Genomic DNA, 26,675 nt, shown 5'->3' on the forward strand with positions numbered 1-26,675 from the left:
CGTTTAGTTCGCTGAGGGCGCAGTCTGACGCGGCTCATCCTGATGATTTTTCGCCTGCCGCCACGCGAGATAACGCTGACGCGACAGCCGCCATAATACCCACAGCAGCGTGCACATCGCCAGGGCTGCCGTGAGCAGATAAGTGTCATTGTAGGCAAGGACATTCGCCTGCAGCGTGGCGACTGTCTGTAGCTGGCTGCTGCTCTGAGCACTCAGCAGTACGCTGTCTGTCAGCTGGCTGTTAAACAGCGCACGGTACTGATCCAGCCGTTCGGTAACGTTAGGATCAAGCTGCGAGAGTCTGTCGGCCAGTAAGCTGGAATGGTACTTCTCCCGCCAGGTCTGAAAGGTTCCGAGGATGGCTGACCCGATCAGCCCGCCCAGATTCTGGCTCATACCAAAGAGTACAACAAAGCTGACCAGGTTTTTCGGCTGTGTCACCACGCTGCCTATCCCCAGCAGCATAGCTGGCGCAAGGAAAAAGGCGCTGCTGAAGCCCAGCAGAAACTGACTAAAATAGAGATTGTGCGCGCGCGTCAGCGGATTTGACTGCGCATCCATCAGCGAGGCCACGATCATAATGGCCAGTGAGGTCACAATGGGCCAGTTAAGCTGGCCAGGCTTAATAGTCAGCGCACTGGCGATAATGCCGCAGATGACGCCGGCGATAATGGCCAGCGCCAGGCCGTGCAGCTGATCGTTGAGTAGCCCCAGCTGTTGCAAAAAGCCGATCGCGCCGGTGTTCTGCTCAGCCAGTACGATACGGATCATGATCATGGCGATACCCAGCCGGACAATCATGCCGCTGCTCAGCCAGCGGGTGTTGATAAGCGGGTTGGTCCGGTTATGCTCCAGTACCACAGCTGAAACAATCAGCACCAGCGCCAGCGCCAGACAGACGCCCAGCCAGGGCGTAGTAAACCACCACTCAATTCGCCCCAGTGAGAGAACGCCACACAGCAGCGCCATACCGGGTGCCAGCAGCAGAAACGTCACAAAATCGAGTTTTTCAAACGCTTTAATGCGGTCACCCGGGGGCAGTCTCACCACCAGCACGCAGCCAAGCGCAATCAGCGCCAGCCCGAGTTCAAACAGATAGAGCCCGCGCCACTCCTCCAGCTGCAGTAGCTCAGTAGAAAAGAGCCGCGCCAGCGGGATCGCCAGCTGCGAAGCGGTAATGCCAATCACCAGCGCCTTGAGCCGGTGCTTTGCCGGCCACGCCTGTACCTGATAGTAGATGCCCAGCGAGCTGAGCGCGGCGGCGACCATCCCGTGTGCGGTGCGCACAATAATTGCGGAGCTGAGATCGTTGGCAAACAGATGAAAAAACGCCACGATGACATACAGCACCAGAAACGCTTCAGTAAACAGCCGCAGACCAAACTGCTGGCGAAATTTTACCAGCAGCAGGTTGATCGATATGTTTCCCATCACGTATACCGCCGGCAGCCAGGCAATTTCGTTGCTATACGCGGCAAACGTGCCCTGCAGATTTGTCAGATTCGCCGTGACCAGCGCGTTACTCAGCGCGCCGGTTAGCGTAATCAGCAAGCCGATCAGACCAAACGCGACGCGTTTGCCTGGTGAATGCAGCGGCGTGGAGGGTGAGCCCGGCAGCATCGGCTTTTCATGCGGCAGCCACTCCCGCTGCGCATAAGGATTACGCCTGGCCATACTCAGGCACTACCCAGACGGTTAAGCAACTGCTGCAGTACCGTTTCCGTCACAGCCAGCGCAGCGGGATCGATATCAGCCAGCAGCTGACTGCGCAGGGCATCTGCCTGCGCTTTGACCTGGGTAAACGCCTGTTCGCCCTGCGTGGTAAGCACCAGCAGACGCTTACGCCGATCTTCCGGCGTTTGCAGACGAGCCAGCAGCTGCTGCTTCACAAGCCGATCCACCAGCGGCACTACGCTCGCATCCTCCAGACCCAGCTGCTGCGCCAGCGCTTTCTGCGTCAGCGGCTGGCTGGCGGTAGCGACGCTGGCAATGGCCATCCAGCTGCTCATACTCAAATCATTCTCTTTCAGCCGGCGATCGACCGCCAGCCGCCATGCATGAGCCGTCTGATGTAAAAGCCGGGAAAAAGGCTGCGGATAGTCAACCAAACTTAGCCACCTAATGGTTAGATACCTAACTAAAAGAAGGCGTAATTATAATCCACGCAGATATAAAAAGGAAAAGGTTGTATCGATTTGAGATAAAAACCTGTACATGTCAGACCACAGCCTGCGGAGAGCACAGCTAAAAGCTTAATATCGCACAAAATGCTTAAGAAATTAGTTGTACAAAAACGCTTTTTTTGTATAACTTTAGCGCCATGAATCGGCTGACGATTCAGTAACGAATGATGCTTTTGCGTCGCCTCTGCAGGTGTTTTTTGGATTTCCACCTGCAGAGGTTATTTTTTTACCCTGCCGCTCTCTCTCTTTCACTGGCCTGAGCCATCAATGCCCGGTAACATTCACACGTCACATACCCTGTTTTCCAGCTGCATCGCTGCTGCATACGCCTTACAACTTAGAGTCCACACACGTTATGAATTCACAAACCGATCGCACCACAGCTGACGCTGGCGATTTAACGGTCGCCCGCGTTTTGCGTTCGCCGGCCCTGCTCACCCGCGAGTGTCTGGCCGGGGTTATCACTGCCCTGGCGCTCATTCCTGAAGTTATCTCTTTCTCTGTTATTGCGGGCGTTGATCCCAAAGTCAGTCTGATCGCTTCGGTCGTACTCTGTCTGACGCTTTCACTGCTGGGTGGACGCCCGGCGATGGTGACCGCGGCGGCGGGTTCAGTGGCGCTGGTTATCGGCCCGATGGTCCACGCGCACGGCGTGGCCTATATTCTGCCTGCCGTCATTCTGGCAGGCATTATTCAGATTCTGTTTGGCGTTACCGGCCTTTCGCGCATGATGCGTTATATCCCGCGCTCGGTGATGCTGGGCTTTGTAAACGCGCTGGGCGTACTGATTTTCTTTGCACAGGTACCGCACGTCTGGGGCCACTCTCCGCTGGTCTGGGGCCTGTTTGCCGCCACGCTGGCCATTGTGCTGCTGCTGCCGCGCGTGCTGAAAAGTGTTCCGTCGCCGCTGGTTGCTATTGTTGTGGTGACCGCCGTTGCCCTGCTGCTCGGTTATCGCGTACCCAGCGTGGGCGATGAAGGTCCGATGAGCGCCGGGCTGCCCGGCTTTACCGAACTGCTGGTGCCGCTGAACCTGCAGACGCTGCAGATCGTCTGGCCTGCCGCGCTTTCCGTCGCATTTGTCGGCCTGATGGAGTCGCTGCTGACGGCAAAACTGGTGGATGATCTTACCGATACTCCGTCAGGCAAACGGCGGGAATCCTGGGCACTGGGTATTGGCAATATTCTCGCCGGTTTTTATGGCGGTATTGCGGGCTGCGCCATGATCGGTCAGACGATTGTTAACGTTGAACTGGGTCGCGCACGCACCCGGATTTCAACCGTAGCGGCTGCACTGGTACTGCTGCTGCTGGTCACTGGCCTGAGCCATATCATGGCGCAGATCCCGATGGTGGTTCTGGCGGGGATTATGATGGTGGTGGCGGTTAAAACCGTTAACTGGCACAGCCTGCAACCCGCAACGCTGAAACGGATGCCGTGGTCAGAAACGCTGGTTATGGTGGTGACCGTTGCGATCACCGTCTGGACCAGCAACCTGGCGATTGGCGTACTGCTTGGCGTGATCCTTGCCATGATGCTGTTTGCCCGGCGTATCGCCCACGTTATTCATGCCGAGCGCACGCTCAGCCCGGACGGGGATCGGGTTCACTACACCGTACGCGGCCCGCTGTTTTTCGCCAGCAGTAATGACCTGTTCGAGCACTTTGATTATGGCCACGATCCGAGCCAGGTCACTATCGACCTGACTCACGCCCAGATTTGGGACGCCTCCAGCGTTGCCGCACTGGATGCTATCGAATACCGTTATCAGCGTCACGGAGCCACCGTGACCTTTACCGGTCTGGATAACCGCAGCAGCGATTTTCGCGATCGTCTGAGCGGTAATCTCGGTTAACCCGCCTGCCAGCAGGGCGCCCTCTGCGCGCCCTGCCCGTCCGGAATCCTAAAATTCCCCGTTTCGCTTGCAAGTTAGCCTTTCAGCGGCTTTGCTTAACGGCGCAACGCGCTGAATGGCAAGCGTATAAAAGCAGTTTATTAAGGGGATTGTATGTCGTGGATTATAAAAGCAGGTCTGGTAGCGGTTACGCTTCTTTCACTGGCAGGCTGCATGCAGCACAGTGATGCCGTGGGTGCCGACGGTCGTCCGCACGCGCCAAGTAATCAGCCGGTGCCAGGCGCCAGCGAAGGGGAAGGCCCGGTCGGCCAGCCGCAGGGATAATGCCCGCTACCCGGCTGCGCCGGGTAGTTATTGCAGACACAAAAAAACCGCCTGAGGGCGGTTACGACATTGCTTATAGTGCTTTTTTAATTCGGTTTTTTGTATGGTGCCCGGGGCGGGACTTGAACCCGCACGACCATAAGCCGAGGGATTTTAAATCCCTTGTGTCTACCGATTTCACCACCCGGGCAGGGTGTAAACTGGAGGCGCGTCCCGGAGTCGAACCGAGGTAGACGGATTTGCAATCCGTTGCATGGCCACTCTGCCAACGCGCCTTTATTCTGATGTGCAACCGGTCAGTGACCCATTGCTGAAACTGGAGCGGGAAACGAGACTCGAACTCGCGACCCCGACCTTGGCAAGGTCGTGCTCTACCAACTGAGCTATTCCCGCATAACTGCTGTTTTACCGAACTTGCTGTTTTTATTCAGCTTCTTGCAGCTGTGCTGCCGTTCGATGCGATGCATTCTACTTATCTCACGCAGTGAGTCAATAAAATTATTACCCACTGCGTCTGTTTGCTGCTTTTTGAATCGTATCGATCAGCTATCGAGCAGATCGCCGCGTGCTGCGCTCAGATACTGAAACATTGACCAGAATGTCAGCACTGCCGCGATATAGAGTGCGACCACGCCCACACCTATCACCGTATCATCAGGACGCCACAGCAGTGCAACCAGTGAGAGCATTTGCGCCGTGGTCTTGACTTTACCAATCCAGGAGACAGCAACGCTGCTGCGCTTGCCAATTTCTGCCATCCATTCACGCAGCGCGGAGATAATGATCTCACGCGCAATCATGGTGGCAGCAGGCAGAGTAATCCACCATGCGTGGAAATATTCCGCTACCAGCACCAGCGCCATGGCTACCATTACCTTATCCGCTACCGGATCGAGAAATGCACCAAAGCGCGTGGTTTGTTTCCAGCGACGCGCCAGAAAGCCATCAAACCAGTCCGTTATGGCGGCAATAACAAAAATCAGTGCGGTTGCAAAAGGCGCCCAGTAAAACGGCAGGTAGAACGCCAGTACAAAAAAAGGAATCAAAAAAACGCGAAACAGGGTAAGACACGTTGGGATGTTATATTGCATATGCCAGTAACTGTCTGGTGTGTGTAGGGTTTAACGTATGTTCCTACATTGCCCCCCCTGTTTCAATGTTAGTGTTTCAGCGAGTGGTATATTTTTTCAGCCAGTGCAAAAGAGATCCCGGGCACGCGGGCGATTTCATCCACGCTGGCGTTCATCAGCGGCTGCAGGCCGCCCATATACTTCAGCAGCTGCTGGCGCCGTTTAGGTCCGATACCTTCAATACTTTCCAGTGCACTAGTGTTCTTCACTTTGGCGCGTTTTTTACGATGGCCTGAAATTGCATGATTGTGAGCATCATCACGAATATGCTGAATCACATGCAGGGCTGGCGAATCCGGCGGCAGAGAAACGCCCTCTCCTTCCGCTTCGAAAAACAGCGTTTCCAGTCCCGCCTTACGATCGCTGCCTTTTGCCACGCCAAGCAGAATCGGATGGTGTTTATCCCAGCTGACATCCAGCTCCGCAAACACCTCTTTCGCCTGCGCCAGCTGACCTTTACCGCCATCAATCAAAATGACATCCGGAATTTTATCCTGCTCCAGCGCTTTGCCGTAACGACGGCGCAGAACCTGATTCATCGCCGCGTAATCATCACCTGGCGTGATCCCTTCAATATTGTAACGCCGGTAATCAGAACGCAGCGGACCATCCTGGTTAAATACCACGCAGGAGGCGATGGTTTGCTCGCCCATGGTATGACTGATATCAAAACACTCCATGCGCCGGATGCTCTCCAGCTCCAGCCAGGAGGCCAGCGCCGCAAGCCGCTGCTGAATGGTCGAGTGCTGCGACAGCTTAGTGGTCAGCGCCGTCGCCGCATTAGTGCGCGCCAGCTTGAGATAGCGAGCCCGATCGCCGCGCGGTTTGGTCTGTATATTGACTTTGCGGCCGGCCAGCGTACTCAGTGACTCAGCCAGCAGGTTGCGTTCCGCCAGGTTGAAATCCAGCAGAATTTCGCCCGGCAGGGTACGTGCCTCACTCCCCTGCAGATAAAACTGCCCGACAAAAGTCTGCACCACTTCCGTCAGCTCAGTGTCAGCCGGGACTTTTGGGAAATAGCTGCGGCTGCCCAGTACTTTTCCCTGCCGGATAAACAGCACGTGCAGACAGGCCATGCCCGCATCATACGCGACGCCCATCACATCGAGATCGTCACCCTGATTTGAGACAAACTGTTTTTCAGTAATACGGCGTACGGCCTGAATCTGATCGCGCAGACGCCCCGCCTCTTCAAAACGCAGCCCCTGGCTTGCTGCCTCCATGCGTGCCACCAGCTGGTTAATCACCTGATCATCTTTGCCGGCGAGAAACAGCCGCACATAATCAGTCTGCTGCGCATACTCCTCTTCGCTGACCAGACCGGCTACGCACGGACCGAGGCAGCGCCCAATCTGATACTGCAAACAGGGCCGCGAGCGATTGCGATAGACGCTGTTCTCACATTGACGAATAGGAAAGACTTTCTGCAACAGGCCCAGCGTTTCGCGTACTGCATAGCCATTAGGGAACGGACCGAAATACTCACCTTTGGCATGTTTCGCACCGCGATGCATCGCCAGCCGGGGGTGCGTATCGCCGCTGAGAAAAATGTAAGGATACGATTTGTCATCACGCAGCAGCACGTTATAGCGTGGCTGGTAAAGCTTGATGTAGTTATGCTCCAGCAGCAGCGCTTCGGTTTCAGTATGCGTAACCGTGACATCAATATTACGGATGTTACTGACCAGCACATCCGTTTTACGGCTGCCGGTCTGTGCACGGAAGTAGCTGCTCAGGCGTTTTTTGAGATCTTTGGCTTTACCGACATAGATCACCGTACCGGCCGCATCATACATTCGGTAGACGCCGGGCTGGCTGGTTACGGTGCTGAGAAAGGCTTTGGGATTAAAGAGTTCACTCACTACTGATTAATGGCTCCGCGTTGAACAGACCATGACGAATGGCCAGATGCGTTAACTCTACATCACCGCTGATGTTTAACTTGCTGAACATACGGTAGCGGTAGCTATTAACGGTTTTCGGACTCAGGTTCAACTGTTCGGATATCTCCGTAACTTTTTGTCCCCGGGTAATCATCAGCATAATCTGCAATTCCCGTTCCGACAAACAGCTGAAGGGGGATTCCGCTTTCTGCGGCTCAATCTGACTTAACGCCATCTGCTGAGCGATATCTGAGGCGATATAGCGCTGCCCTGCATGCACGGCGCGAATGGCGCTCACCACCTCCTGAGGTGCGGCACCCTTACTCAGATAGCCCGAAGCACCCGCCTGCATTACCCGGGCAGGCAGCGGATTTTCGGTGTGGATAGTCAGCATAATGATACGTATATCCGGGTTGTAGCGCACAATTTTGCGCGTCGCTTCCAGCCCACCGATGCCCGGCATATTCATGTCCATCAGAACGACATTCACCGTATGCTGGCGGCACCATTTTACTGCGTCTTCTCCGCACGCTGCTTCGCCGGCAATGACCAGTCCTTTGATATCTTCCAGAATGCGACGAATGCCGGCACGCACCAGTTCATGGTCATCAACAAGCAGCAGGCTGATCAACGGGACATACTCCGCAGGTTAGAAAGATAATTAAAAAAAGAGCGTAATCTTAACGTTTTTTACGCGTATTGAACATCAGACATACAAGAACAACCTGCGACGCAATGACTTATATCAAATAATTAAATCTTTTCAGGAAAAATCCATTTTCTGCAAACTAAAAAGCTGGCTGATTTAAGATTTCATTTAATAACAGCATGTTGTAATAAACCGGCCTGTTTTCTCTTTTTAAAACAAAAAATCACGACGTCAGCCACGCGGTCTGCAGTGATCTGCTTGTGACTGGAGCGAATAAGGATTTTTCTGGTCTCTGAAAGAGAAAGCAAACCTATGATATACTCTCTGTTTTATACACGGAAAGATACAATCTGTGTCAATCAATACCACCAGGGAGTTGAAGATGAGTGATGAAGATTTCGTAACGTCGCGTGATACTCAGGCACTGGCTGACGAAGTTGCCTGCCTCAAAATGATGATTACTCTGATTCTCAAGGGCATGGGACAGGCAGACGCCGGTAAAGTTATCATCAATATGGAACGCTATGTGCAAAATGCGCTGGCTGATAAACCCCAGGCTGAAGTGTTCAGCAACACGATCCGCCAGATCAAAACCGCTTACCGTCAGTAAGCGGTCAACCCCGTGCAGCGCACGGGGTCTTAATTATGCGCCTGCCAGTTAACCGAAACACCCAGCGAAGGCAGAACCTCTTCCGGACTAAACCGACGCGTTCCGCGATATTTTTCCGCCAGTGCAGGCTGTTCAACCGGAATACGGATAGCGAAAAGATTATCTTCCGACTGAATTAACCCTGGTGTCAGCGGCTCATAAACGACGTTATGCTGCGCGAACATCTTCTCCAGCATCGGCGTGGCTGAGCTAATCAGGTACTCCATGCCGCTCAGCTCTGCCAGCTGCACCGAGTGCCACAGGATATTCAGTGGCAACTCCGCATCCACTTCCAGCCGGGCGGAATAGCGCGACATCTCCCAGACTTTATCCTGCGCAAACGGCAAAATGATACCTTCAGCCAGTTCCGGCTCGTGCCACGGCAGTAACCGCGCGCAGCCGCAAATGCCTTTACGCGCAGTCCAGGCGATGAGCCAGGTCACGTCTGAACGGTCGTAGCGATCATACTCCTGCCCCGGTGTGCTCAGCCGCGGAGGAATTGACCAGCCTTCGCCACGCGCAAACACGCTGTAACGATAGGTACCCAGTTCGGCTAGCAGTGAGGAAGGCATATCCTTTAGCTGTGTTTGAATTATTTTCATCATGCGCCTCTGACATCCCCATGTGTGCAATGATTTTTATCGTGCCAGCCTGGCTAAGTTTCCGGCGCAGGGTAGACAACTCAATACGGATAGGGAACTACCAGTATTAGTAGTTGCCTTTTGCTATATCAGACCTGTCGCTGCGGCATAACACGCTATCTGCGTTTTATTTGAAACGTTAAAACGTTTTTGCATGTTTTTTTGATGAAAATTCACCGTATGTTCTGATATTGCCAAAATAAGCGAAATCTCTGCTGAGGTTTTTCCTTCAGCTGTCCATTTCAAAATTTCCAGCTCGCGCTCACTAAATCCCTTAGCCAGCACCACCATTGAGCTATCTTTTAAGCGTTCAAGAACCCGTAAGCTCAGGTCCGCCAGAAAGTTTATCTGAACTTCAAGCTCAACGTGGCGGTGCCTGGAGCGTCCGGGCTGACGTGATGCTATTGATAATATACCAATGGCACGATTTGATGCCATCGCTGAGCAAGAAAAGCCGCTGTGGAGTCCTGCTGCCTGCGCATCTGGCCAAAGATTAGCCGCCCCGGCGAAAATCTCAGCGCGCCACTCAATCCCTTTTCCGGACTGCTGACAAAGCTGCAGCACAGGATCGATGGCATAGTAGTTATGCCGCTCATAATGCTGGATCCAGGATTCAGGATAAGTGCTGAACAGGAAAAAACGCGGGCGGGTAAAGGGAACGGGCTGCTGCACGAGAAATGCAAAGAAGTCGAACCCCAGAGCGATGACTTGCTTTTGCAACAGTGCTTTTAATTGCACCACCTCCGTCAACGCCTGAAACGCTTTTTCTGTTTCGGCTCGCCAGACAAAATAATTATCGGTAGTCATTATTATCCTGACGTATTTAACGTCTTTTATTACCCTGATGCTTGTCCGATTATTTCGGTGCAGCGTAATCTGAACGAAATGAATAAAAAGGATCCTGCTGAAATTTGCGTTATACAGCGGGAAAGTTATCGATTTGTTGCCCCCTGGCGAGAGCCGCAGTGACATGCCTGTCAGGTCTCGGGCGTGAAAAGATACGTGAAACCAGCATAGGATTTTTCTGATAAAGTTTCAATCTTCTGGCCATCAAAATTAATAATTAGATGGATAAAAGTTTAGCATCGATTTTAAGTAAAATAATGATTAGCGGTAAGATTCGCGTTCTATTAAAAGTGCTGAATGATTTAGTCATGGACTATTTTTAATCCCACTAATAATTAAAGTTATGACCGGTAACCTGTAAGCCTGAGCTGCCTGAACAAGCCCGGGGATGACGCCAGCGCTATACCCGGCTACGCCAGTCTATCGGCAAATATGTCTGACAGGATTGCATAAACGGCAAACAGCGGCTGAAATGAAAACGTATTGAGGTGGCTAATAAATATAATTGTTTTTCGCTGCGATGAAATCTACTGCCGGGCCGTCTGACGAATCAACGTTGAGACGCAATCCTGCCCGCTCTCAATGACAGAACATACCGGCGAATATCTCATCATCAACGCAGACAAACATTATTTAAAGACAACTTATTTCAACTATAAAAATTAGTAAGGTAATAATTCTCATTTGTAAACACCCGTGCCGCTTCTCTAATGTAATGGATCTAAAATAGTTTTCCCGAAAATTGAGTATTATGCCGCTCTGGTGCTGAAAAAATTAACCACCCCCGTCAGATCAGCGGCAAAATCCGCCCCCGCGCATTCCCAGATGAAAGTGTGTGGTATGGGCAGCATTGTAATCCGGTCCGAGTGCATTTCCAAAACTGGCACAGCCGTTACGCCAGAGTGCATGCAAGCCGGCAGCGCTACTGGCTGGCTGCTGCCAGTTTTTAGCGACCCGCAACCAGCGGCCATCAGCCAGCTGAAAAGCGGTCACATCCCACGCCTCTGCCGTAGCGTGTTCGCTGCGGCGTCCCTGCTGACGATGATAGACGTTGCGGCAGGCGTAGCTGCCAACATGCTCAATACGCCGCAGCGGACTGGCAATACCCGCCTGCCGCAGGGCAGCATTACTGCGTGTAACATACATCGTACTTGCCACGGCCATCGGGCAGCTGGCAAGAAAACTGCTGCTGAGCGTGACCGGTCCAAATTTGCTGATGCGTACCGGCTGTTCAATGGTGCAGTTACCTTGTACCGGGGGCGTTGTGCGATAGCTCACCCGTCCCTGCGCGCTGGCGCGCTCCAGCACCGCCAGGCAGGCGGCGGGATCGTGACGCAATTTTTCCAGCTTGTAACAGGTTATCCAGCCTGGCGCATCAGTAACATCAAGCGGGATAAAGGGGTTCCACTGCGCCGGAAGATGCGATTTCAGCCATGGCAATCCCCACCACCCTGCCAGAGCAATTATTCCTGTCGCGATGAGTGCGCGCACTGTCTCTGCCTTATCACATTGTAAACCTGTGACTAAGTGTAGCTGGCCTGTTTCATCTGCCTGTTCTTCCATGAAAAAGCGCTGCTTATTTACGCAAAGTGACTAAAAGTGCAACCATGTAAATTTTTACTGACAGAGTAAAAAACGCAAAAGGTCATAAAGGTTAAAAAACAATTACCAGACCCGGCAGCCTTTCCTCTATCTTATGCGCTCTTGCCCTGTGCAAAGGCACGTATTTCAACAGCCATCAGAGCTGACACAACATCAAGACAGGAAAGCTATCTTTATGGTTGATCAATCCAAAGCAGCCCTCAGTGAGGCTGAACAGCCGGAAAAACTCCGGCGCAACCTGCATAACCGTCACATTCAGCTGATTGCGATTGGCGGCGCTATCGGGACCGGGCTCTTTATGGGGTCAGGCAAAACCATCAGCCTGGCCGGCCCGTCGATCGTTTTTGTCTATATGATCATCGGTTTCATGCTGTTTTTTGTGATGCGCGCGATGGGAGAGCTGCTGCTCTCTAATCTGGAATATAAATCGTTTAGTGATTTCGCGGCCGATCTGCTCGGTCCGTGGGCGGGCTATTTCACCGGCTGGACCTACTGGTTTTGCTGGGTCGTCACCGGTATCGCTGACGTGGTTGCCATCAGCGCCTATTTTCAGCTCTGGTTCCCCGGATTCTCTATCTGGATGAGCGCGCTGCTGTGCGTGTTTGTCTTTCTGGCGCTGAATATCGCCACGGTCAAACTGTTTGGTGAAATGGAGTTCTGGTTTGCGATTATCAAAATTGTCGCCATTGTCGCCCTGATCATTACCGGTATTGTACTGGTCAGCACGCACTATCCTTCACCTGGCGGCAGCACAGCCTCTCTCAGTAATATCTGGCAGCATGGCGGCATGTTCCCGAAAGGACTGAGCGGCTTTTTTGCCGGCTTCCAGATTGCCGTGTTTGCCTTTGTCGGTATTGAGCTGGTTGGTACCGCCGCGGCGGAAACCAAAGATCCGCACAAGGTTCTGCCCCGTGCCATCAATGCCATACCGCTGCGCATTATTATGTTTTACGTTCTGGCGCTGCTGGTGATCATGGCGGTTACGCCATGGAATCAGGTCATGCCGGATCGCAGCCCGTTTGTGGAGATGTTTGTACTGATTGGCCTGCCCGCTGCGGCCAGCATTGTTAACTTTGTGGTACTGACCTCAGCGGCCTCGTCAGCCAACAGCGGCATCTTTTCTACCAGTCGCATGCTGTATGGTCTGGCAGAACAGGGCGTGGCGCACAAGGCGTTTGGTCGCCTCTCCGCACGCGCCGTGCCTACCACCGGCCTGTTTTTCTCCTGCTTCTGCCTGCTGGGCGGCGTTGCGCTGATCTACCTGATCCCCGATGTGATGACGGTATTTACCATGGTGACAACGGTATCTGCCATTCTGTTTATGTTTGTCTGGACCATCATTCTTTGCAGCTATCTGGCCTACCGTAAACAGCATCCGCAGCGTCATGCGTCATCAACGTTTAAGATGCCGCTGGGTAAGATTATGTGCTGGGTCTGCATGGCATTTTTTGCTTTCGTGCTGGTGCTGCTCACGCTGCAGGAGGATACCCGTCAGGCACTGATGGTTACACCGCTGTGGTTTATGCTGCTCACCATGGGCTGGCTGCTGCGACGCCGTAAAGCCTGATCCCGCTCCGTTTAAGGCCCGCACCAGCGGGCCTTTTTCGTTTATAACCGCTGCCGGAACTGATGCCAGGCACGCTGGAGTGACGGACGCGCAGCGGGCTCGCGCTGCGGCGCCGCTGCCGGAGCCTCCGGCCTGCCCAGATTAAAGGTAAAGGTGTAATCGGGCGCCTCCCCCATGCGCAAATCGCTGATCAGCGTATTGCCGCCCTGCTGGCGCAGCGCATAAAAACCGTGGCTGAACCAGACAACCCGCTCTGCATGCCACTGCCCTTTGAAAGGCGTCAGCAGCGCCATCTGACGATCGTGCCACGTAATCTGCAACGGCCGCTGGGGTGAAAACAGCGACCAGTATGCTTCACCATAGCGATCGGGTGTGATGATGACCGTGCGCCAGACCAGCGTGTTAAACGCCGTCGGCGTGACCAGCAGCCGCTGCGGGACGATAGGCTGCTGTGCCAGCTGCTGTTTAATCTGCTGCGTGGCGACGCCCTGTATCACCATACTCCAGCCCAGATAAAGCGTGCTGATTAACAGGCCCAGACGAGTCCAGCGCACGCCGGCTGCATCGCGCCGCCATAATGCCACGCCCAGCGCGACAAGCAGCGGCAGCGTATAGAGGGGATCGACAATAAACATACTGCCGATGGCAAACGGATAGTCAGTGATCGGCAGCCCAAGCTGCGTACCATAAACCGTAGTGAGATCGAGCAGTGGATGGGTAATCAGCGCCAGCCAGAGCGCCAGGCACCAGCTGCGCCAGTGCTGTCTGCTGCGGGTGACCCCGGCCACCAGCCAGCCGGCCAGCGGCGCCAGCAGCGTCAGGATCAGCAGCGCGTGGCTCTCTGTACGGTGCAGCGTCATATTTCGTATCGCGTCGCCGTGATCGACGAACACATCCAGATCCGGCAGCGTGCCGGCTACAGCTCCCGCCAGGGCCGCCTGCCATACCGGTACGCGGCGGTTCATGACGGCAACGGTAACGGCAGCGCCCAGCGCCAGTTGCGACAGCGAATCCATGCCTCTCCTCCATCAATCGTTAGCGCACGCGAATGCCTTCAATAATCATCCGCTCTACGTTATGCAGCGTTTGCGCAAAAAAGTCGGGATCCTGCAGCGTCTGACCCGTGACCGCTTCAACCTGCGAGGCAAAATCCGCATAGTGCTGCGTGGTAGCCCAAAGCATAAAGAAGAGATGCTGCGGCTGAACGGCAGCCAGCTGCCCGGCGCTGATCCACTGCTCGACAATAGCCGCCTTGCTCTCTACCAGCGCTTTCAGATCGCCCGCCAGTTCACCCCGCAGCAGCGGGGCTCCCTGCAGCATCTCCAGACAGAAGAGCCGGGATGCCTGGGGATGATCGCGGGAGACCTCAAGCTTCAGGCGAATATAGTGGCGAATGGCCGTCAGGGGATCCTGGTCGGCGCGCAGCGCGCGCAGCGGTGCCAGCCAGACATCCAGAATCTCTTTCAGCACTGCGACATACAACACTTCCTTTGAAGGGTAATAGTAGAGCAGATTCGTTTTTGACACCTCCGCGCCTTCAGCCACCCGGTCAAGGCTGGTGCCATGAATACCGAACTGAGAAAATAGCGCCAGCGCCGCCTGCAGGATAGCGGCGCGTTTTGCGGTTGCTGCCTGCGAACGACGCCGCGGTTTTTTCTCATCATTTTTCATGCTGTTACCTCTCCCTGTCGTGAATTCACATCATAACACAGCTGGCAGATATGGCGGCCTGCACCTTTTTTGCACGACGGCTGCCTGATTGCTGTGCATTTGTTTTGACCAAATGGTCTGAAAATCGCGACGCCGTTCCGGCTGGCCAATGGGCTGTTTATATCTCAATGATAAATATAAACATTATTTATGTGGCACGCGGCTTGCAATCTTGTCAGAGAGCGCCGCCCGCAGGATGCGTGCAGGAAGCAGCGCAGCGCGTGAAAACGTCCTATCAATGCAAAGAGGTGTCACATGAAAATTGGTGTCTTTGTTCCGATTGGTAATAATGGCTGGCTGATCTCCACGCATGCGCCGCAGTACATGCCTACCTTTGAACTCAACAAAGCGATTGTGCAGCGTGCGGAGCACTATCACTTCGATTTTGCCCTTTCGATGATTAAGCTGCGCGGCTTCGGCGGAAAAACAGAATTCTGGGACCACAATATGGAGTCCTTTACGCTGATGGCAGGCCTGGCGGCAGTCACCTCGCGAATTGAGATCTACGCCACGGCAGCCACCCTGACGCTGCCGCCCGCTATTGTGGCGCGTATGGCCGCGACCATCGACTCTATTTCTGGCGGACGCTTTGGCGTTAACCTCGTCACCGGCTGGCAGAAACCGGAGTATGAGCAGATGGGGATCTGGCCGGGCGATGACTATTTTGCCAGCCGTTACCAGTATCTGACTGAATACGTCACGGTACTGCGCGATTTATGGGGCACCGGTAAGAGCGACTTCAAAGGCGATTTTTTCACTATGAACGACTGTCGCGTCAGCCCGCAGCCGCAGAAGCCCATGAAAGTGATCTGCGCCGGACAGAGCGATGCGGGCATGGCGTTTTCAGCTCAGCACGCCGACTATAACTTTTGCTTCGGCAAAGGCGTTAATACGCCGGCCGCTTTTGCACCGACTGCGGCCCGGATGAAGCTCGCCGCTGAGCAGGCGGGGCGTGATGTCGGCTCCTATGTCCTGTTTATGATCATCGCAGCTGAGAGTGATGAAGCGGCCCGGGCAAAATGGGAGCACTACAAGGCCGGTGCCGACGAAGAGGCGCTTGCGTGGCTCACTACCCAGAGCCAGCAGGATACCCGTTCCGGCAGTGACACCAACGTGCGTCAGATGGCTGACCCCACCTCTGCCGTTAACATCAATATGGGGACGTTAGTCGGCTCTTACGCCAGCGTGGCGCGCATGCTCGATGACGTTGCCCGTGTTGAAGGGACACACGGCGTACTGCTGACTTTTGATGACTTCCTTGAAGGTATTGAAGCCTTCGGCCAGCGCATTCAGCCGCTGATGGAGTGTCGTCGCGACGTGATTACCGCGGCACAGGAGGTGGCATGATGAAAACCGTCACCTGCGCACATACCGGCTCCACACCACACATCACCCTGCCCGCGCGTCCGGAGGCGATCGCCCTGCCACCGGCACAAAGCGCGCTGATTGTAGTCGATATGCAGAATGCTTACGCCACCGAAGGCGGCTATCTCGACCTGGCGGGTTTTGACGTCTCTGCTACCCAGCCGGTTATCGCCCGCATTCATGAGGCGGTAACCGCTGCACGGGCCGCTGGCGTGCAGATCATCTGGTTCCAGAACGGCTGGGACAGCGATTACACAGAGGCGGGCGACGCGGGCTCGCCAAACTTTCACAAATCCAATGCGCTGAAAACCATGCGGCGCCGGCCTGAGCTGCAGGGCACCCTGCTGGCGAAAGGCACCTGGGATTATGCGCTGGTGGATGCGCTGACGCCCGAACCGGGCGATATCGTGCTGCCAAAACCGCGCTACAGCGGCTTTTTCAATACGCCGCTCGACAGCATGCTGCGCAGCCGCGGGATCCGCCACCTGATCTTTACCGGCATCGCCACCAACGTCTGCGTGGAGTCCACGCTGCGTGACGGTTTCTTCCTGGAGTATTTCGGCGTGGTACTGGCTGACGCCACGCATCAGGCCGGACCTGATTTCGCGCAGCAGGCTGCGCTGTTCAATATCGAAACGTTTTTCGGCTGGGTCAGCGATACACAAACGTTCTGCGAAGCCCTGCAGGGCCAGTAACATTTCGCTATCAGGAGATCAGACTATGCCCAAACGCGTCATTATCCCGGCCGGCAGCACTACGCCGATCGCCCCGTTCGTACCCGGCACGCTGGCTGACGGCGTGGTGTATGTTTCCGGTACCCTGCCGTTCGATGCGGACAACAATGTGGTTCACGTCGGCGATGCGGCCGCGCAGACACGTCACGTGCTGGAGACGATAAAAAACGTCATTGAGACCGCCGGCGGCTGTATGGCGGATGTCACATTTAACTCTATTTTTATCACCGACTGGCAGCACTACGCTGCCGTAAATCAGGTCTATGCCGACTATTTTCCCGGCGATAAGCCCGCGCGCTTCTGTATTCAGTGCGGGCTGGTAAAACCTGACGCGCTGGTTGAGATCGCGTCGGTTGCCCACATCGGACAGGCGGAGGCGTGATGAAGCTGGATATCCAGGGGTTAACCGCCGCCGATGCGCCCACGCTGGTTCTCGCATCAGGTCTCGGCGGCGTAGCGGGATTCTGGCAGCCGCAGCTGGCGGCGCTCGCCTCACGCTACCGCGTTGTTACGTACGATCAGCGCGGTACCGGACGCAGCGCAGCGACTCTGCCTGAAGACTACAGCCTGGCGAGGATGGCAGCTGAACTGGCGGAAGCGCTGGCACAGCATCACATCACGCGCTACAGCGTGGCCGGCCATGCGCTCGGGGGCCTGATTGGTCTGCAACTGGCGCTGGATCATCCCGATCGGGTTGAACGCGTGGTGGTGATCAACGGCTGGCTGACGCTTAATCCCCATACCGCCCGCTGCTTTAAGGTCAGAGAGGATTTGCTGCTGCAGTCGGGTACTGAAGCCTTTGTCCGCGCCCAGCCGCTGTTTCTCTACCCTGCTGAATGGCTGGCGCAGCATCAGGCGCGCGCTGAGGCTGAAGAGAGGCATCACCAGCAGCACTTTCAGGGCGCAGAGAACCTGCTGCGTCGTCTGCACGCGCTGAAGGCCGCAGATTTTCGTGCCTGCGCCGCGCGCATTACTCAGCCGGTGCTGGCGATCTGCAGCCAGGACGATCTTCTGGTGCCATGGAGCTGTTCAGCGCAGCTGGCGGCAGCGCTGCCACAGGGTCAGCTGCTGACAATGCCGTGGGGAGGCCACGCCATGAGCGTGACCGATAGCGATAACTTTAACACGCTGCTGCTGCGCTGGCTGACTGAGACCGCTCAGTCCGCCTGCCTGGCGGCAGGCTGAGCACAGGAGTCTGAACATGAGTCTGCATGCCCTTCCGGCTTTACCCGCTGTTGATCGCGATACCTTTCGCAACGCGATGGCGCAGCTGGGTGCTGCCGTCAATGTTATCACCACGGATGGTCCGGCAGGACTGGCCGGTTTTACGGCCTCCGCCGTCTGCAGCGTCACCGACTCCCCGCCCACGCTGCTGGTCTGCCTGAACCGCTCCGCCTCAGCCTGGCCGGCGTTTCGCGATAACCGTGCACTCTGTGTCAATACCCTTACGGCAGAGCAGCATGCCCTCTCCACGCTGTTCGGTGGCAAAACCGCAATGGCAGATCGTTTTGCCGCTGCACAGTGGCAGACGCTTGCCAGCGGCGCCCCGCTGCTGGATGCCGCACTGATCTCTTTTGACTGCGAGATAACGCAGCGGGTCAGCGTGGGCACCCACGATATTCTGTTCTGTACGGTGCTGGCCGTGGCCCAGGGCGAGGCGCGTCAGGGACTCGCCTGGTTTGATCGCGGTTATCACACGTTCTCCCGGCAGGATGCCCGCTGATACCGCATAACGCGGCCCGTTCTATTCACTCTCAGGAGATGATCTATGGCGAGTACCTGGTTTCCACGCTGGCGCGTTAAGTCAGCCATGACAGACAACGGATTGATTGCCCCGGACGAGACGCTGCCGTTCGGGCAGACGCTGGTGCTTGGGCTGCAGCATGCGGTCGCAATGTTTGGCGCAACGGTACTGATGCCGCTGCTGATGGGGCTGGATGCCAATCTCGCTGTGCTGCTCTCCGGGATCGGAACGCTGCTGTTCTTCTTCATCACCGGCGGGCGCGTGCCGAGCTATCTCGGTTCCAGCGCCGCTTTTGTGGGCGTCGTGATTGCCGTCACCGGTTTTACCGGCCAGGGCATCAATACTCATCTCTCTGTGGCGCTGGGCGGCATTATCGCCTGTGGCGCAATCTATACCCTGATTGGGCTGATTGTGATGAAAGCCGGCACCGGCTGGATTGAGCGCCTGATGCCGCCTGTGGTCACAGGAGCCGTCGTTATGGCGATTGGCCTGAATCTGGCACCGATTGCGGTCCACAGCGTTTCTGCCACCCTGTTTGACAGCTGGATGGCAGTGCTGACCGTGCTCTGTATCGGGCTGGTGGCGGTGATGACGCGCGGGCTGGTACAGCGCCTGCTGATCCTGGTAGGGCTGATTGTGGCTTGGGCGTTTTATGCATTGCTGACGAATGGCTTTGGCCTGGGCAAACCGGTTGATTTCAGCGGCGTGGCCCGTGCCGCCTGGTTTGGCGTGCCGCACACCACCGCCCCGGTGTTCGACCTGCAGGCGATAGTGATGATTGCGCCGGTCGCAATTATTCTGGTGGCTGAAAACCTGGGGCATATAAAAGCGGTAGCGGCCATGACCGGCCGCAATCTCGATCCCTGGATGGGCCGGGCATTTGTCGGTGACGGGCTGGCCACCATGCTCTCAGGCTCCGCCGGCGGCAGCGGCGTGACAACCTACGCCGAAAATATCGGCGTGATGGCGGTCACGCGCGTCTACTCTACGCTGGCGTTTGTCGCCGCGGCCGTAATCGCAATACTGCTCGGTTTCTCACCGAAGTTTGGTGCTCTCATCCACACCGTGCCAGCCCCGGTGATAGGCGGCGCGTCTATCGTGGTATTTGGCCTGATTGCGGTGGCAGGTGCCCGTATCTGGCTGCAGAATCAGGTTGATCTCGGGCAGAACGGTAACCTGATTATGGTGGCCACCACGCTGGTTCTGGGCGCAGGGGATTTCGCCCTTAAGATTGGCAGTTTCACACTCGGCGGCATCGGCACCGCGACCTTTGGTGCCATTATCCTGAATGCGATTCTGCAGCGCCGTCACCGCACGCCAGCCGGTTCCACTGCTCAGCCACACGCTTAAGGCTTCTGCGGTGCCTGATCGGGCACCGCTTTTCTGCGCCGCAGCCGCAGCTCACTGACAATCACGCCGCAGACAATCAGCGCACCGCCCAGCAGCGCTGCCGCTGGCAGTCGCTCCCCGGCCAGACGTCCGACAATCCCCGCCCAGACCGGCTCCCCGGCATAAATCACCGTGGCGCGCACCGGTGAGACGCTACGCTGGGCCCAGTTCATCGTCACCTGAATCAGGGCGCTGGCGGCGCCCAGGCCCGCAGCGCTCAGCACCAGTGGCAGAGAAAACGACGGCAGCGTTTCACCATTAGGGATCATAAACAGAAAGGCGCAAGCGGAGGCGACCAGCAGCTGCACCAGCGTTACCCGCCGCACATCCACCTGTCCGGCATAACGGCTAATCAGAATGATCTCGGCAGCAATCGCCAGCGTGCTCAGCAGGGTAGCGCTTTCCCCGGCGCTGAGTGCCAGGCCGCTCTCCTGTGGCCCTGCCACCAGCAGCAAGCCGCTGAACGCCAGCGCAATGCCCAGCCACGCCATAATGCCCGGTGGCCGGCGCAGCACCAGCCACTGCAGCAGCGGCACCACCGGCACATAGAGCGCCGTCAGAAAGGCAGACTGGCTGCTGGAGATGGTCTGCATCCCCCAGGTCTGGAGGCCATAACCGCCCGCAATAGCCAGACCAATCATCGTGCCCGCCCTGACCTCCGGCCAGGTCAGTGCGCGCAGATAGCGCCAGAAAAAACAGGCCAACAGCAGTGACGCCGTGGCGAACCGCACGCCGACAAAGAAAAACGGACCGGAGTACATCATGGCGCGGTGCACCACCAGAAAGGTGCCGCCCCAGACCAGGGTGATAAAAATCAGCACCAGCTCCTGACGGGTAATGCGCAGATAAGGACGTGCAGGTAAAGCAGACATAAAACACCTGATAAGTAGCCAGGCGCCATTCTGGCGTAACCCGTACTGAAGGCGCAATAACTGGCCAGCGTTATCTGCTCAGTATGCAACGCAGGCTTTAATACTCAGAATTACGACTCATCTGAAAATCAGGGTATTTTATTATAAAAATCAATAAATTAATTTTACAGGCGTACGGATCCCTGGCTGGCTGCAAAGCCATTTTCCGGCAGCCTGCGTATGCTCTTCTATACTGTTTTTACTTATCTTACCGGGAGGTTAGAACCACGATGGCAAAAGTTCTGGTGCTCTATTACTCAATGTATGGACATGTGGAAACCATGGCGCAGGCGGTTGCGGAAGGTGTGCAGCGCGTCAGCGGAGCCGAAGTGACTATTTTGCGCGTGCCGGAAAGTATGGATGCGGCGCGTTTTGCTGAGGTGGGCGGCAAGGTCGATCAGCAGGCAGCTGAGGCAACGCCGGACGATCTGACGCAGTACGATGCGATTATCGTCGGTACGCCGACCCGCTTTGGCAATATGTCAGGCCAGATGCGTAACTTCTGGGATCGTACCGGCGGTCTGTGGGCCTCCGGGGCACTGCATGGAAAACTGGCCAGCGTATTTACTTCCACCGGTACCGGCGGGGGTCAGGAACTGACCATCACATCTGTATGGACCACGCTTGCCCATCACGGCATGGTTATTATTCCGATTGGCTACGGCACCAAAGAGATGTTCGATATCTCGCAGGTGCGCGGCGGAACGCCTTACGGGGCGTCGACGCTGGCAGGCGGCGATGGCTCACGCCAGCCCACGCCTGAAGAACTGCAAATTGCCCGCTATCAGGGCGAACATGTCGCCACTCTGGCGGTGAAACTTAAAGGATAAACTCAACAGGAGATCATTATGGCTACAGACCAGTCCAGGGCACATCACGTCGGCGAGTGGGCGAAAATTCGCCAGACCTCTCCTGAAATTGCAGAAGCGATCTTTGAAGTTGCCAATTACGATGAAAAACTGGCAGAGCAGATCTGGGAGCAGCAGGGCAGCGATGACGTACTGATGCGTGCCTTTGATAAGACCGATCAGGATGTTCTGACATGGGACAATATCCCTGTCGAGCGTAAAAACGTGTGAGTACCGGCGGGCATAGCCCGCCTTTTTTTATGGTAATACCAACAGGGGGACGCGATGACGGCTTATCAGAGCATCAATCCGGCAAACAATCAGCTGCTGAAAAACTGGGAGACACATGATGACGCCCGGGTGCAACAGGCGCTCAATACCGCAGATGCACTCTATCACTCAGCCTGGAGCAAAGGTGACATTCAGCCGCGTCTTCAGGTCCTGAACCGGCTGGCAGATTTAATGGAGCAGCGTAAAGAGGAGCTGGCTACCATCGCAAGTCGCGAAATGGGCAAGCTGATTGGTCAGAGCCGGGGGGAAGTCAGTATCTGCATCAGCATTGCGCGCTACTACGCTAAGCACGCCGCAGATTTTCTGCAGCCGCAGCCCTGTCCCAGCGACATCGGGGAAGCCTGGGTGGAATATCACCCGATTGGCGTTATCGTTGCAGTTGAGCCCTGGAACTTTCCTTACTATCAGCTGATGCGGGTTCTGGCGCCTAACCTGGCGCTGGGTAACCCGGTGCTGGCAAAACATGCCAATATTGTGCCGCACTGTGCGGATATTTTTGATCGACTGGTACGGGAAGCGGGTGCGCCAGAAGGTGCATGGACGAATCTGTTTATCTCTAATGAGCAGGTGGCAGATCTTATCGCTGACAATCGCGTGCAGGGCGTGGCGCTGACCGGCTCTGAACGCGCCGGCAGTGCGGTTGCGCAGCAGGCGGGCAAGCATCTGAAAAAATCCACGCTTGAGCTGGGGGGCAACGATGTCTTTATTGTTCTGGACGATGCGGACCTGGATGAAGCGGTGCGCCAGGGCGTGCAGGCGCGTCTGAGCAACTGCGGGCAGGTCTGCACTGCGGCTAAACGGTTTATTGTACATGCGCAGATTGCCGAGGCGTTTACGGCCAGATTCAGCGCCGCGCTGCAGTCCGCCGTGCCGGGCGATCCGCTGGATGAGAAAACCACGCTCGGACCACTCTCTTCGCGTGATGCGCGCGATCGGCTGGCCCGCCAGGTTGAAGAAGCGGTAGAACATGGCGCAGAACTGCGTTTTGGCGGGCGCATCATCGAAGGCGTCGGATGTTATTATCAGCCCACACTGCTGGCCGGTCTGACGCCTGACAATCCCGCTTATTATCAGGAGTTTTTTGGCCCGGTTGCCCAGCTCTATATCGCAGAGAGTGACGATGCTGCCGTGGCGCTGGCGAACGACTCGCACTACGGTCTTGGCGGCTCCATCTGGACGCAGGATATAGCGCGCGCGCGCCGGCTGGCGTCACAGATTGAGACCGGGATGGTATTCATTAATTCGCAGAGCGATACCGCTGCTGAACTCCCTTTTGGCGGAGTAAAGCGCTCCGGCTACGGGCGTGAGCTGTCCGACCTTGGTCTGAAAGAGTTTGCCAATCAGAAACTGGTGGTTATTGCCGGCTAACGGGCAATAAAAAACCCCGCCACGGCGGGGTTTTTGTATAGCCTGCTGCAGATTAACCCGCCGTAGCGGATTACTGAGCTGGCTTAGCCTCTGCGGCTGCGTTCCCGGATGCCGGCTGCGCGTTTTGCGCTGCAGCTTCACCCGCTTTCGTTTTATCTTCAGCTGCTTTGCCGGCTTGTGCTTTATCCGCAGCGGCCTTCTCTGCCGCCGCTTTGTCTGCTTTCGCTTTATCCGCAGCGGCCTTCTCTGCTGCTGCTTTGTCTGCGGTTGCCTGTTCAGCTTTGGCGTTGGCGTCGGCAGGTTTCTCTGCGGCAGCTTTCGCGTCCGGCGCCTTATCTGCACTCTGCTGAGGCTTCGCTTCCTGCGCTACTGCAGCCTGCATAGGGGTCCCCTGCAGGGCACTGTTCAGCGCCGCAGAGAACTGATCCCAGCTGCAATAGCCATTGGCATCGGTATCACAGCCGGCGAGCTGCAGCGTGACACGCTTAGGCGGATTTTTCAGGCTCAGCACATCAGCATTGCGTAACTGCTCGGCGGTCTGATAGACATACTCCACTTTCAGCAGATCTTTGTTATTTTTGCCATCATGCCAGCGCTCAAATACAACCTGCCCGCCGATAGGCGTTTTCTCGTCGTTGCCCGGCAGATCGTAAGGTTTGACCTGCAGTGCGCTGAGCAGCGAGGCAATATTCGAGTCGTGCCCTACCATCAGCGTCACTTTAGGTGCGCTGGCCTTATCTTCATCAACCAGCTGGCTGCGGATATAATCCACCAGCGGTGCCGCAACTTCGCGTGCAACCTCTGACGAACTGAACAGCGCATCCTGATAACCATTTTTAACTGATGCCAGCTCTTTCCACTGTTCAGGCGTTTTAATCTGACCCCAGGCCACCTGCTCTGCCGGGAAGCCCTCGTAATATTGCAGCGTGAACGCGTCAACAAGTGAATTACCGATTTTCAGCGGGCCGCTGACGCCTGGCTCTTTGCCGTTTTCGGCGCTGAAACTATTGTCGCCGCTGTCCAGCGTGCACTGTTTTTTACCCTTGCAGGCAGGCGACGATTTATAATCAACAATCTTTTCCAGACGCTGCAGCGCAGGTTTCAGCGCCAGCTTCTCATTTTCTGCCGTCATCGCCGCCAGCGCTTTTTTGTTAAACGCTTCGCTGTCATCGGTAATAACCGGATTGAAAATAGGATCCATGGTGCCCATGGCATCCTGATGCGTTACCGCAACATCGCAGCCAGGAAAGGCACCGGCGGCAAAAAACTGTGCGGTTGCAACAGTGCGCTGCAGGCTATTTGCATAGATGAAAACATCGTTGCTGTCCGGGCAGGTGCCGCCAGCCAGCACGCCCTGCTGTGTCAGCCACTGGCGGGTATATTGACCCATGTAGACTTCCAGCACGCCACCTTTTGTGGTGAGTTCACCGCCCGGCACATCCCATTGCGGCCAGCTCTTTTTAGTGGCTTGCTCCAGTGCGCTACCGTTCGTTGCCAGCGGCGCACGCAGGTTGTGACGGCTCAGCATCAGCACCTGCTGCAGCTGCATATCCCCTTCTGCTGCGGTCGCTGACAGGCTTACCGGCAGCGCCGCAACAACTGACAACGCGCAAAGACTCAGTTTTTTGATCATTGTGCCCATTCCATAATTCATCAGTGAAACACTCTGGCATTCAAACGATTAGCCCGCCAAAGAGCGAATTACCGCACAGTGTAACTCAGCTTGCTGACGAAAATCGCCCGCTGTTTATAAAAACTGTGAATGGACTATAGCAGTAAACGTCAGGGTTGTAGCAGCAGGAAGGATCAGGAAGATAAAGTGTGAAAAGCAAAAAGCCCGCATAAATGCGGGCTTCTTTAATTTGGCGGAGGAAGAGAGATTCGAACTCTCGGATGGTTTCCCATCGGCGGTTTTCAAGACCGCTGCCTTAAGCCACTCGGCCATCCCTCCGGATACAGATTGTACTTTACCTGCAGAGATAAAGTGGCGGAGGAGGAGAGATTCGAACTCTCGGATGGTTTCCCATCGGCGGTTTTCAAGACCGCTGCCTTAAGCCACTCGGCCACCCCTCCGCAATGAGGCGCACTATAAACATCCCCCAGGATGATGTAAAGCAGTGAATGAATCGTTCGCCTGAAAAACAGCCAAATTTATTTTTTTCGCCGTCAAAAACAGCATTCTGCTCAACGAAACAGCGGTTTATCGCGTAAAGAAGGGTAAAACGCCTTTGCTGTTCTGATCCCGCTGCGTATTCTCAGCGCATGTAAAGTGTCCTCTCTCTTTAAGGAGTAAATGATGGACAAAATTATCAGCTCATCGCAGCAGCAATCCCTGATCAGCACCCATAAAGTCCTGCGTAATACCTACTTTCTGCTGGGTCTGACGCTGGCGTTTTCCGCGGTTACGGCCACGCTAAGCACTGTGTATGCGCTCCCCTCACCCGGCTTAATTCTGATGCTGGTCGGGTTTTATGGTTTGATGTTTCTGACCTACCGTCTGGCAAATAGTCCGGCCGGAATAGCAGCAGCGTTCGCCTTCACCGGTTTTCTTGGCTACTGCCTGGGTCCTATCCTCAGCTCGTTTCTGAGCGCGGGCATGGGCGATGTTATTGCCATGGCGCTGGGCGGCACGGCGCTGGTGTTCTTCTGCTGTTCGGCCTATGTACTGACTACCCGCCGCGATATGTCATTCCTTGGCGGTATGATGATGGCAGGCTTTGTGGTTCTGCTGGTTGCGGTCGTGGCGAACCTGTTCCTGCAGCTGCCTGCCCTGCATCTGGCTATCAGTGCTCTTTTCATTCTTTTCTCTGCAGGTGCCATTCTGTGGGAGACCAGTAACATTATCCATGGCGGCGAGACTAACTATATTCGCGCTACCGTTGGGCTCTATGTCTCTCTCTATAATATCTTTGTCAGCCTGCTGAGCCTGCTGGGTTTCGCTAACCGCGATTAACGCCGCAGCGCACAAAAAGTAAACCCCGCTCCG

The 26,675-nt window shown here is 55.6% G+C and carries 26 protein-coding genes and 5 tRNA genes; 14 read left to right on the forward strand and 17 right to left on the reverse strand.

Features of this window, described 5'->3' with window-relative positions; all coding sequences use genetic code 11:
* Nucleotides 1-3: 3 nt before the first annotated feature.
* Nucleotides 4-1,674, reverse strand: a complete 1,671-nt coding sequence (locus BBA90_RS13695; RefSeq protein WP_065649635.1) for an MFS transporter — start codon at nt 1,672-1,674, stop codon at nt 4-6.
* Between the two features lie 2 nt (nt 1,675-1,676).
* Nucleotides 1,677-2,108 carry a MarR family winged helix-turn-helix transcriptional regulator gene (locus BBA90_RS13700; RefSeq protein WP_065649636.1) on the reverse strand — a complete coding sequence of 144 codons (432 nt, stop codon included), beginning with the start codon at nt 2,106-2,108 and terminating at the stop codon, nt 1,677-1,679.
* A 430-nt stretch (nt 2,109-2,538) separates the two neighbouring features.
* On the opposite strand from BBA90_RS13700, the gene BBA90_RS13705 reads away from it, so the two are divergent.
* Together BBA90_RS13705 and BBA90_RS19380 are read left to right on the forward strand one after the other, a co-directional pair.
* Nucleotides 2,539-4,038, forward strand: coding sequence for a SulP family inorganic anion transporter (locus tag BBA90_RS13705; protein ID WP_065649637.1), 1,500 nt, complete (start codon nt 2,539-2,541; stop codon nt 4,036-4,038).
* A 153-nt stretch (nt 4,039-4,191) separates the two neighbouring features.
* Nucleotides 4,192-4,362, forward strand: coding sequence for a hypothetical protein (locus tag BBA90_RS19380; RefSeq protein ID WP_167350680.1), 171 nt, complete (start codon nt 4,192-4,194; stop codon nt 4,360-4,362).
* A gap of 104 nt (nt 4,363-4,466) precedes the next feature.
* Here BBA90_RS19380 and BBA90_RS13710 read toward each other — a convergent pair.
* The 6 genes from BBA90_RS13710 to uvrY all read right to left on the reverse strand — a co-directional run bounded on the left by BBA90_RS13710 (nt 4,467) and on the right by uvrY (nt 8,006).
* A tRNA-Leu gene (locus BBA90_RS13710) sits at nt 4,467-4,552 on the reverse strand.
* Between the two features lie 11 nt (nt 4,553-4,563).
* Nucleotides 4,564-4,637: transfer RNA gene (locus tag BBA90_RS13715), tRNA-Cys, on the reverse strand.
* A gap of 42 nt (nt 4,638-4,679) precedes the next feature.
* Nucleotides 4,680-4,755, reverse strand: a tRNA-Gly gene (locus BBA90_RS13720).
* Between the two features lie 149 nt (nt 4,756-4,904).
* On the reverse strand, nt 4,905-5,453 hold the full coding sequence (pgsA, locus tag BBA90_RS13725; RefSeq protein ID WP_065649638.1) for a CDP-diacylglycerol--glycerol-3-phosphate 3-phosphatidyltransferase: 549 nt from the start codon (nt 5,451-5,453) through the stop codon (nt 4,905-4,907).
* Between the two features lie 68 nt (nt 5,454-5,521).
* Complete coding sequence (gene uvrC, locus BBA90_RS13730; protein WP_065649639.1) at nt 5,522-7,354, reverse strand: excinuclease ABC subunit UvrC; 1,833 nt, start codon at nt 7,352-7,354, stop codon at nt 5,522-5,524.
* Nucleotides 7,347-8,006 (reverse strand): UvrY/SirA/GacA family response regulator transcription factor, encoded by a 660-nt coding sequence (gene uvrY / locus BBA90_RS13735; RefSeq protein WP_039383715.1) that lies wholly within the window; start codon nt 8,004-8,006, stop codon nt 7,347-7,349. Before uvrY ends, uvrC begins: the two co-directional genes overlap by 8 nt.
* A 400-nt stretch (nt 8,007-8,406) precedes the next feature.
* Between uvrY and BBA90_RS13740 the strand changes: the two genes are divergently transcribed.
* Entirely contained in the window at nt 8,407-8,634 is a 228-nt protein-coding gene (locus BBA90_RS13740; protein WP_039383713.1) for a DUF2594 family protein, read from the forward strand.
* 29 nt (nt 8,635-8,663) lie between these two features.
* On the opposite strand, the gene BBA90_RS13745 is transcribed toward BBA90_RS13740, so the two are convergent.
* The 3 genes from BBA90_RS13745 to BBA90_RS13755 all read right to left on the reverse strand — a co-directional run bounded on the left by BBA90_RS13745 (nt 8,664) and on the right by BBA90_RS13755 (nt 11,651).
* Entirely contained in the window at nt 8,664-9,275 is a 612-nt protein-coding gene (locus tag BBA90_RS13745; protein WP_065649640.1) for an acyl-homoserine-lactone synthase, read from the reverse strand.
* A 123-nt stretch (nt 9,276-9,398) separates the two neighbouring features.
* A complete protein-coding gene (sdiA, locus tag BBA90_RS13750; RefSeq protein WP_065649641.1) occupies nt 9,399-10,121 on the reverse strand; it encodes a transcriptional regulator SdiA in 723 nt (240 codons plus the stop codon).
* A gap of 831 nt (nt 10,122-10,952) precedes the next feature.
* Complete coding sequence (locus BBA90_RS13755) at nt 10,953-11,651, reverse strand: extensin family protein (RefSeq protein ID WP_065649642.1); 699 nt, start codon at nt 11,649-11,651, stop codon at nt 10,953-10,955.
* A 286-nt stretch (nt 11,652-11,937) separates the two neighbouring features.
* On the opposite strand from BBA90_RS13755, the gene cycA reads away from it, so the two are divergent.
* Nucleotides 11,938-13,329 (forward strand): D-serine/D-alanine/glycine transporter, encoded by a 1,392-nt coding sequence (gene cycA, locus BBA90_RS13760; protein ID WP_065649643.1) that lies wholly within the window; start codon nt 11,938-11,940, stop codon nt 13,327-13,329.
* Nucleotides 13,330-13,370: 41 nt separating this feature from the next.
* Here the strand turns inward: cycA and BBA90_RS13765 are convergent, their stop codons facing one another.
* Together BBA90_RS13765 and rutR are read right to left on the reverse strand one after the other, a co-directional pair.
* Nucleotides 13,371-14,345, reverse strand: coding sequence for a metal-dependent hydrolase (locus BBA90_RS13765; RefSeq protein WP_065649644.1), 975 nt, complete (start codon nt 14,343-14,345; stop codon nt 13,371-13,373).
* 19 nt (nt 14,346-14,364) lie between these two features.
* Complete coding sequence (gene rutR / locus BBA90_RS13770; RefSeq protein WP_065649645.1) at nt 14,365-15,000, reverse strand: HTH-type transcriptional regulator RutR; 636 nt, start codon at nt 14,998-15,000, stop codon at nt 14,365-14,367.
* A 294-nt stretch (nt 15,001-15,294) separates the two neighbouring features.
* On the opposite strand from rutR, the gene rutA reads away from it, so the two are divergent.
* Genes rutA through rutG form a run of 6 tightly spaced genes read left to right on the forward strand, consistent with a single transcriptional unit; the run spans nt 15,295 to nt 20,232 of the window.
* On the forward strand, nt 15,295-16,386 hold the full coding sequence (gene rutA / locus BBA90_RS13775) for a pyrimidine utilization protein A (RefSeq protein WP_065649646.1): 1,092 nt from the start codon (nt 15,295-15,297) through the stop codon (nt 16,384-16,386).
* The gene (gene rutB, locus BBA90_RS13780) at nt 16,386-17,099 is read left to right on the forward strand and encodes a pyrimidine utilization protein B (RefSeq protein WP_065650485.1); all 714 of its coding nucleotides are present in this window, start codon (nt 16,386-16,388) and stop codon (nt 17,097-17,099) included. Before rutA ends, rutB begins: the two co-directional genes overlap by 1 nt.
* A 25-nt stretch (nt 17,100-17,124) precedes the next feature.
* Complete coding sequence (gene rutC / locus BBA90_RS13785; protein WP_065649647.1) at nt 17,125-17,520, forward strand: pyrimidine utilization protein C; 396 nt, start codon at nt 17,125-17,127, stop codon at nt 17,518-17,520.
* Entirely contained in the window at nt 17,520-18,323 is an 804-nt protein-coding gene (rutD, locus tag BBA90_RS13790; RefSeq protein ID WP_065649648.1) for a pyrimidine utilization protein D, read from the forward strand. The genes rutC and rutD overlap by 1 nt, the downstream gene beginning before the upstream one ends.
* A 16-nt stretch (nt 18,324-18,339) precedes the next feature.
* Nucleotides 18,340-18,861: an NADH-dependent FMN reductase RutF gene (gene rutF / locus BBA90_RS13795; RefSeq protein WP_065649649.1), complete on the forward strand. Its 522-nt coding sequence runs from the start codon at nt 18,340-18,342 to the stop codon at nt 18,859-18,861.
* Nucleotides 18,862-18,906: 45 nt separating this feature from the next.
* The gene (gene rutG / locus BBA90_RS13800; RefSeq protein ID WP_065649650.1) at nt 18,907-20,232 is read left to right on the forward strand and encodes a pyrimidine utilization transport protein G; all 1,326 of its coding nucleotides are present in this window, start codon (nt 18,907-18,909) and stop codon (nt 20,230-20,232) included.
* Here rutG and BBA90_RS13805 read toward each other — a convergent pair.
* Nucleotides 20,229-21,143, reverse strand: coding sequence for a DMT family transporter (locus BBA90_RS13805; RefSeq protein ID WP_065649651.1), 915 nt, complete (start codon nt 21,141-21,143; stop codon nt 20,229-20,231). The two genes, rutG and BBA90_RS13805, sit on opposite strands and share 4 nt — an antisense overlap.
* 269 nt (nt 21,144-21,412) lie before the next feature.
* On the opposite strand from BBA90_RS13805, the gene wrbA reads away from it, so the two are divergent.
* Genes wrbA through BBA90_RS13820 form a run of 3 tightly spaced genes read left to right on the forward strand, consistent with a single transcriptional unit; the run spans nt 21,413 to nt 23,689 of the window.
* Nucleotides 21,413-22,012, forward strand: a complete 600-nt coding sequence (gene wrbA, locus BBA90_RS13810) for an NAD(P)H:quinone oxidoreductase (protein WP_065649652.1) — start codon at nt 21,413-21,415, stop codon at nt 22,010-22,012.
* 18 nt (nt 22,013-22,030) lie between these two features.
* Nucleotides 22,031-22,261: a YccJ family protein gene (locus BBA90_RS13815; RefSeq protein ID WP_065649653.1), complete on the forward strand. Its 231-nt coding sequence runs from the start codon at nt 22,031-22,033 to the stop codon at nt 22,259-22,261.
* A gap of 54 nt (nt 22,262-22,315) precedes the next feature.
* Nucleotides 22,316-23,689, forward strand: a complete 1,374-nt coding sequence (locus BBA90_RS13820) for an NAD-dependent succinate-semialdehyde dehydrogenase (RefSeq protein ID WP_065649654.1) — start codon at nt 22,316-22,318, stop codon at nt 23,687-23,689.
* Between the two features lie 70 nt (nt 23,690-23,759).
* On the opposite strand, the gene agp is transcribed toward BBA90_RS13820, so the two are convergent.
* The 3 genes from agp to BBA90_RS13835 form a co-directional block, all read right to left on the reverse strand.
* Nucleotides 23,760-25,322, reverse strand: a complete 1,563-nt coding sequence (gene agp, locus BBA90_RS13825; RefSeq protein WP_206099900.1) for a bifunctional glucose-1-phosphatase/inositol phosphatase — start codon at nt 25,320-25,322, stop codon at nt 23,760-23,762.
* Nucleotides 25,323-25,552: 230 nt separating this feature from the next.
* A tRNA-Ser gene (locus tag BBA90_RS13830) sits at nt 25,553-25,640 on the reverse strand.
* A 34-nt stretch (nt 25,641-25,674) separates the two neighbouring features.
* Nucleotides 25,675-25,762 (reverse strand) — tRNA-Ser (locus tag BBA90_RS13835).
* Nucleotides 25,763-25,985: 223 nt separating this feature from the next.
* Between BBA90_RS13835 and yccA the strand changes: the two genes are divergently transcribed.
* Nucleotides 25,986-26,642: an FtsH protease modulator YccA gene (gene yccA / locus BBA90_RS13840; RefSeq protein WP_065649656.1), complete on the forward strand. Its 657-nt coding sequence runs from the start codon at nt 25,986-25,988 to the stop codon at nt 26,640-26,642.
* Nucleotides 26,643-26,675 lie beyond the last annotated feature (33 nt).

Origin of the sequence: Pantoea eucrina, assembly GCF_001691555.1 — a bacterium.
GTDB lineage: Bacteria > Pseudomonadota > Gammaproteobacteria > Enterobacterales > Enterobacteriaceae > Pantoea > Pantoea borealis.